The organism is Micromonospora sp. DT233 (genome assembly GCF_049841815.1).
Classification (GTDB): Bacteria; Actinomycetota; Actinomycetes; order Mycobacteriales; family Micromonosporaceae; genus Micromonospora.
This window is the reverse complement of record NZ_JBNCLB010000012.1, coordinates 168,375-176,179: the sequence shown is the minus strand read 5'-3', so window position 1 is coordinate 176,179 and position 7,805 is coordinate 168,375. Positions and strand designations below refer to the sequence as shown.

At 73.4% G+C, this 7,805-nt stretch carries 1 pseudogene; it reads left to right on the top strand.

The window, feature by feature from the left end:
- Positions 1–20 precede the first annotated feature (20 nt).
- Positions 21–7,772 (top strand): annotated as a pseudogene (locus ACLQ2V_RS22290) (SDR family NAD(P)-dependent oxidoreductase); the annotation flags it as partial.
- Positions 7,773–7,805 lie beyond the last annotated feature (33 nt).

Below are 7,805 nucleotides of genomic sequence, written 5' to 3'. Positions count from 1 at the left end.
GTGGTGTCCATGCGCATCGGGTGGTGCTGCTGGGAGAGACGCTGGACGACTTCACCACCCAGCTCGACACCGCGATCACGGACGAAACCGTGCCCGGGGTCGCGCTCGCCGGTCGGACCGCGGTGCTGTTCACCGGGCAGGGCAGCCAGCGCGCCGGGATGGGCGCGGAACTCTATCGGGCGTTCCCGGCCTTCGCGGCCGCCCTGGACGAGGTCTGCGCCGAACTCGATCCGCACCTCGACCGGCCGCTGCGCGAGCTGCTGTTCGCGGATCCCGGCACCCCCGAGGCCGAGCTGCTGAACCGGACCGAATTCACCCAGGCGGCGCTGTTCGCCGTGGAGACGGCCCTGTTCCACCTGGTACGGCAGGCGGGAGTCGAGGTCGACCTCCTGCTCGGTCATTCCATCGGCGAACTCACCGCCGCCCACGTTGCCGGGGTGCTGACCCTTCCGGACGCCGCCCGGCTCGTCGCCGCCCGCGGCCGGCTGATGCAGGCGCTGCCCGCCCGTGGAGCGATGGTGTCGGTCGGGGCGGCCGAGGACGTCGTACGCGACCTGATCGCCGACCTGGACGACACGGTCGCGGTCGCGGCGATGAACGGTCCGGCGTCCACCGTGCTGTCCGGCGACGAGGAAACGGTGCTCGCCGTGGCCGAACAGTGCCGCGAGCTCGGCCACCGGATCCGGAGACTGCGGGTCAGCCACGCCTTTCACTCCCCGCACATGGACGACATGCTCGAAGACTTCGCCGCGGTCGCCCGCTCGATCTCCTATGCGACGCCGCGCCTTCCGATCGTGTCCAACGTGACCGGGACGCTGGCCGACCCGGCCCGCCTGGCCTCGCCCGAGTACTGGGTCGAGCACGCCCGGTCCGGGGTCCGCTTCGCTGACGGCATGCGCACGCTCCGTTCGCAGGGCGTGGTGCGCTTCCTCGAACTCGGCCCGGACGCGATGCTGGCCGCCATGGGGCAGGACTGCGTCGAGCCCGACGCGGATGTCGTGCTGACCTCGGTCCTGCGGCGTGACCTGCCCGAGGTCCGTACCCTGTTCCGTGCCCTCGCGGAGATCCAGGTGCGCGGGGCGACCGTGGACTGGCCCGCCCTGACCGGCCCGGCTCGTCCGGTCGACCTGCCGCCCTACGCCTTCCAGCGGGAGCACTTCTGGCTGATCCCGGAGCCGGGCGTGACGGACATGCGCCGACTGGGCCTCAAACCGTCCGGGCATCCGCTGTTGAGCGCTGCGATGAGCATCGCGGACAGCTCCGGCCTGCTGCTGACCGGTCACCTCGCGGCCTCCGGCGAGGACGGCGGGGCCACCACCCTGCTGGAGCTGGCCATCGCCGCCGGAAATCAGGCCGGCTGCGGCACCGTCGAGCGGCTGACGGTGCACCGGCGGCTGGAGGTGCCGGCCGGGACCGGGCTAGCGGTCCAGGTTCACGTCGGTGACGCCGATGACCGCGGACGCCGTTCGGTGACCGTCTACTCGCAGCCGCGCGACGGCCTCTGGGTCCGGCACGCCGACGGGTTCCTGAGCCGGGAGCTCGCCGACACACCGGAACCGCCGCCGCTCCTCGCCTGGCCGCCGGTCGACGCCGAGGCGGCGACGGCGGACGACGAGACCGTGGACGGTCTGTGGCGTGCGGACGGCCGCGTCTACGCGGAGGTCCACCTCGATCCGGCGACGCCCGCCGTCGAGGGGATGGGCCTGCACCCGGCGCTGCTCGACATCGCCGTGCGTGCGGCGCAGGCGTGGGGGCCGGGAGCGTCGCCGGTGAACTCGTTCACCGACGTCCGCCTGTACGCCACAGGCGCGGCCGCGGCCCGGGTGGTGGCGGTCCGCAGCGCCGACGACTCGCTCGCACTCGACCTCTACGACGCCGGTGGCGCGCCGATCGCCTCGTTCGCCTCGCTCGGTCTCGGGCCGGTCGCCGCTGCAGCCTCGACGGACGTCACCGGGGACGCCGTCGAGAAGATCGAAGAGCGGCCTCTCGTACGGAGGGTCGCCTCCCGCCCGTCCGGCACCGGCACCGGCTTCGGCGACCGTCTGCTCCGCCTGCCGGAGGCGGAACGGCGGCGCGAGGCGCTGCGGCTGGTGGAGGAAGGTGTCACCGCGGTGCTGGGCCGTTCGGGCAGCGAGCCCGCGCCGCCCCAGCGCCCGTTCAAGGACCTCGGCTTCGACTCGATGACCGCCGTGCAACTGCGCAACCGGTTGTCCACGATCACCGGGCTGCCTCTGGCGACCACGCTGGTCTTCGACTACCCCTCACCGGAGGCGCTGGCCGGATACCTGGTCCAGGAGATCACCGGTGTCCGGGCGGCGAGCCGATCGGCGCGGGGCGGCAGCGCCGCCGACCCCGTCGCGATCGTGGCGATGAGCTGCCGTTACCCCGGTGGCGTCCGGTCGCCCGAGGACCTGTGGCAGCTGGTCGCCGACGGTACGGACGCCATCGGCGACTTCCCGGTCAACCGCGGCTGGGACCTCGAGGCCCTCTACGATCCCGACCCCGACAAGCCCGGCACCTGCTACACCCGCCTGGGAGGTTTCCTGCACGACGCCGACCGGTTCGACGCCCCGTTCTTCGGCATCAACCCGAGGGAGGCGCTGGCCACCGACCCGCAGCAGCGGGTGCTGCTCGAGATCGGCTGGGAGCTGTTCGAGCGCGCCGGGATCAGCCCGGCGTCGGTGCGCGGCAGTGACACCGGCGTCTTCACCGGCGTGATCAACCAGGACTACGGGTCCCGTCTGCTGAAGATCCCGGAGGAGCTGGAGGGCTATCTGTCCACCGGCACGACCACCAGCGTCGCCTCGGGCCGGCTGGCGTACACCCTCGGCCTGGAGGGGCCGGCGGTGAGCATGGACACCGCCTGTTCCTCTTCGCTCGTGGCGCTGCACCTGGCCGTCCGCGCGCTGCAGAACGGCGAATGCGGGCTGGCCATCGCCGGCGGCACCACGATCATGGCCACCACCAACTCCTTCGTGGAGTTCAGCCGGCAGCGGGTGCTCGCGCCCGACGGCCGGTCCAAGGCATTCGCCGCCGGGGCGGACGGCGCCGGGTGGGGCGAGGGCGCGGGGCTGCTGCTGCTCGAAAGACTCTCCGACGCGCGACGCAACGGGCACCGGGTGCTCGCGGTGGTCCGAGGCAGCGCGATCAACCAGGACGGCGCGAGCAACGGCCTCACCGCGCCGAACGGTCCATCCCAGCAGCGGGTGATCCACAGCGCGCTGCGTGACGCCGGCCTGACGCCCGCCGACGTGGACGCGGTGGAGGCGCACGGTACCGGCACCACGCTCGGCGACCCGATCGAGGCGCAGGCCCTGATCGCCACCTACGGTGAGGCCCGGACGGCCGATAATCCGCTGTGGCTGGGCTCGCTGAAGTCGAACATCGGTCACTCGGTGGCCGCGGCCGGGGTCGGCGGTGTCATCAAGATGGTGATGGCTCTACGACACGGTGTGTTGCCCAAGACGCTGCACGTGGCGGAGCCCACCCCGCACGTCGACTGGTCGGCGGGGACGGTCTCGCTGCTCAGTGAGGCGGTGCCATGGCCGGCCCACGACCGTCCGCGCCGGGCGGGAGTCTCCTCCTTCGGGATCAGCGGCACCAACGCCCACGTGATCCTGGAACAGGCCCCACCCACGCCGGACGACGTGGACACGCCGGCGGACGACGAGGACGTGCCCCTGGTCTGGCCGATCTCGGCCGGTTCCGCAGCGGCGCTGCGCGAGTACGCCGTACGCCTCTCGGGGGCCGTCGGCGAGACACCTCTCGCCGACGTCGGGGCGACGCTGACCAGACGGGCCGAGCTCGCGCATCGGGCGGCGATCGTCGGCTCCGGCCGAGCCGAGTTGCTCGCGGGCCTGACCGCGCTCGCGGGCGCCGCCGAGACGCCCGATCTGGTCCGGGCCACGGCCGGCCCGACCGGCCGTACCGTCTTCGTCTTTCCGGGCCAGGGCTCCCAGTGGCTCGGCATGGCCCGTGAGCTCGCGGATTCCGACGACATCTTCCGGACGCGACTGGCGGCATGCGCCGCGGCGCTGCGTCCGCACACCGACTGGGAACTGTTCGACGTCCTCGGTGACGAGTCGGCGCTCGCCCGGGTCGATGTGGTGCAGCCCGCCCTGTGGGCGATCATGGTGTCGCTCGCGGACCTGTGGCGCCACCACGGCGTGATCCCGGACGCGGTGATCGGGCACTCCCAGGGTGAGATAGCGGCGGCCTGCGTGGCCGGAGCGCTCTCCCTCGAGGACGCCGCCCGGATCGTGGCGCAACGGAGCCGCGTGATCACGGCCCTCGCCGGGACCGGTGCGATGATGTCGGTGCCGCTCCCCGCTGACCAGGTCCGCGTCCGTCTCGCCGAGGTACCGGGCCGGGTGTCGGTGGCGGCGGTCAACGGACCGTCCGCCACGGTGGTCGCCGGTGAGTCGGCCGCCGTCGACGCGATGCTGGCCGACTACGAGCGCGACGGCGTCCGGGCACGGCGGATCCCCGTCGACTATGCCTCGCACTCCGCGCAGGTGGAACCGATCCGGGAGCGGCTGGCCGAGGCGCTCGGCGTCGTCGAGCCCGCGCCCGCGGACATCCCGCTCTACTCGACGGTGACCGGCGGCCGGCTCGACACCACCGAGCTCACGGCGGAGTACTGGTACACCAACCTCCGGCAGACGGTGCGCTTCGACGAGGCCGTGCGGGCGCTGCTCGCCGACGGCCACTCGACCTTCGTCGAGTGCAGCCCTCACCCGGTGCTCACCACGAGCGTGCAGGACCTCGCGGACGATCCGGACCCGGCCGTGGTCGTCGGCACCCTCCGCCGGCAGGAGGGCGGCCGGCGGCGGTTCCTGCTCTCCGGGGCGCAGCTCTGGGCCGCCGGTGTGCCGGTCGACTTCGGGCCGGTCTTCGCGGGCCGCCGCCGTCGGCTGGCGGACCTGCCCACCTACCCGTTCCAGGGGCAGCGTCACTGGCTCGAGTCGAGTGCTCGCGCGGGCGACGTGACGGTCGCCGGGCTGGTGGACGCCGAGCATCCGCTGCTCGGCGCGGTCACCGACCTGCCAGGAGATCAGGGGCTCCTGCTCACCGGCCGGCTGTCCCTGTCCACGCACGCCTGGCTGGCCGACCACGAGGTCGCCGGTACCGTCGTGCTGCCCGGCACCGCGCTGGTCGAGCTGGCCGTGGAGGCCGGTGGACGATGCGGCGCCGCGTACCTCGAAGAACTGACCATCGCGGTGCCGCTGACACTGCCGGACCCCGGCGCCGTGCAGGTGCAGGTCCACGTCGAAGGGCCGGACGAGGCCGGCAACCGCCCCTTCGCGGTGCACGCCCGCCCGGAGGCGGGGCCCGGCCGGGAACAGCCCTGGACCCGGCACGCGACCGGAATGCTGGCCAGCACCGGCGGCGAGCCGGCCCCGGCGGCACCGGCCTGGCCTCCCGTGAACGCGGAGACCGTCGACCTCTCCGGCTTCTACGACCGGCTGGCCGCCCACGGGCTGCACTACGGCCAGCTCTTCCAGGGCCTGACCGCGGTCTGGCGCTCCGGCGACGAGCTCTACGCCGAGGTGAGCCTGCCCGAGGGCCACGAGACGGCCGCCGAGCGCTTCGGCGCGCATCCCGCCCTGCTCGACGCGGTGCTTCACACGCTCGGCGCCGCAGCCGGCGAGGGCCAGGGTGCCCAGCTGCCGTTCTCCTGGAGCGGTGTCACCCTGCTCGCGTCCGGAGCGCGGGCCGTGCGCGCACGGTTGCGCCCGGCCGAGGACGGCGGCACCGAGATCCACCTCTGGGATTTCAGCGGTGTTCCGGTCGCCGCGATCGGCTCGCTGGTCACCCGGCCGCTCGACGGTGAGCAGCTGAGGGCCGCACAGGCGGGAAGGTACGAGGCGCTCCAGTCGGTCGACTGGCCGGCCGTCCCGCTCGGTGCCGCCGTCCGGCGTGGCGGGTGGGCTGTCGTCGGCGCGGACGATCCGCTCGTGAAGATGGCCGGTGCCGACTGTGCCGACCTGGCCGAACTCTCGGCCGAGGTGGCCGCGGGCGGTGCCGTACCGGAGGTGGTGATCGTGCCCCGGATCGGTTCCGGCGGCGACCCGGTGACCGAGGCGCACGAGTCCACTCATCACCTGCTGCGCCTGATGCAGAGCTGGCTGGCGGACGAGCGGTTCGCCGACACCCTGCTGGTGGTGGTGACCCGCGGAGCGGTCGCCGTCGGTGACGGCAGCGACGTCACGGATCTCGGCCAGGCGCCGATCTGGGGAATGGTTCGCACGGTGCAGTCGGAGAACCCGGGGCGGGTCGTCCTGGTGGACCTCGACGAGCACGACGACTCCCTGCGCGCGCTCCCGGCCGCCGTCCTGTCCGGAGAACCGCAGGTGGCGCTGCGTGCCGGGATCGCCCGGGTGCCGCGCCTGGCCAGGGTGCCACGCCCCTTCGCCGAACCCGAGGTACCGGCCTTCGACCCCGCGGGCACCGTCCTGCTCACCGGCGCGACCGGCACCCTGGGCGGGCTCGTAGCCAGGATGCTGGTGAGCCGGCACGGTGCCCGGCGGCTGCTGCTGGTGAGCCGCCGGGGCCCGGCCGCCGAGGGCGCGCAGGACTTGACCGACGACCTGACCGCGCTGGGGGCCGAGGTCACCTTGGCCGCCGGCGACATCGCCGACCGGGCGGTCCTGGCCGAGCTGCTTGGCCGCATCCCTGCGGAGCACCCACTGGTGGCGGTGGTGCACACGGCCGGCGTCCTGGACGACGGCGTGGTGGCGGGCCTGACCGAGGAACGCATGTCGGCGGTTCTGCGGCCGAAGGTGGACGCCGCCTGGCATCTGCACGAACTCACCCGCGACGCGAACCTCAGCGCGTTCGTGCTGTTCTCCTCACTGGCCGCCGGCCTCGGCAATCCCGGGCAGGCCAACTACACCGCGGCCAACGCGTTCCTCGACGCCCTGGCCCACCACCGCCAGGCGCGCGGACTGCCGGCGACCTCGCTCGCCTTCGGGCTGTGGGGCCGGGCCAGCAGCATGACCGGACACCTGGACCGGGCCGACCTGGCCCGGATCAGCCGCGGTGGCGTGGCACCGCTGGATTCGGACCAGGCTCTGTCACTGATCGGCACGGCCCTCGCGATCGGCCGGCCCCTGCTGGTCCCTGCCCTGGTCGACCTGCCCGCGGTGCGTGCCCTGCTCTCCTCGGGCATGGCCTCGCCGTTGTTCCAGGGGCTGGTCCGCGCCCCGGCGCGCCGGGCCGTCGCGGTCTCCGGTGACGTCCCGGCGATTGCGGAACGGTTGGCCGGGCTCGACCCGGCGGGGCAGGAGGCGTTCCTGGTGGCTCTGGTGTCCAGCACCGTCGCCGTCGTCCTCGGACAGTCCGCCGTGGACCCGGCCGACGCCGACCGGGCGTTCAAGGATCTGGGCTTCGACTCGCTGACCGCGGTCGAACTGCGCAACCGGCTCAACACCGCGACAGGTCTGCGGCTTCCGGCCACCCTGGTGTTTGACCATCCCACCCCCAAGTCCCTGGCCGGCCTGCTGCGTGGCCTGCTCGGGGCCGAGCCCGCCGATCCGGGCCGGCAGGTCCTCGACGATCTCGACCGTCTCTCCGCCGCGATGTCGTCACTCGACGCGGAGGCCCCGGCCCGCGGCGAAATCGCGCAGCGGCTCCAAGCCCTGGCCGCCTCGTGGGGCCGATCGTTCACCGCAGCCGCCGGCGCGGGCGACACCGGCGAGCGGATCCGCTCCGCCGACACTTCCGAAATTCTCGACTTCATCGACAAGGAGCTCGGCCGCAAGGTCGGCTGAACCGGCTCGACGGCCGTGATCCGAGAGAGGGAA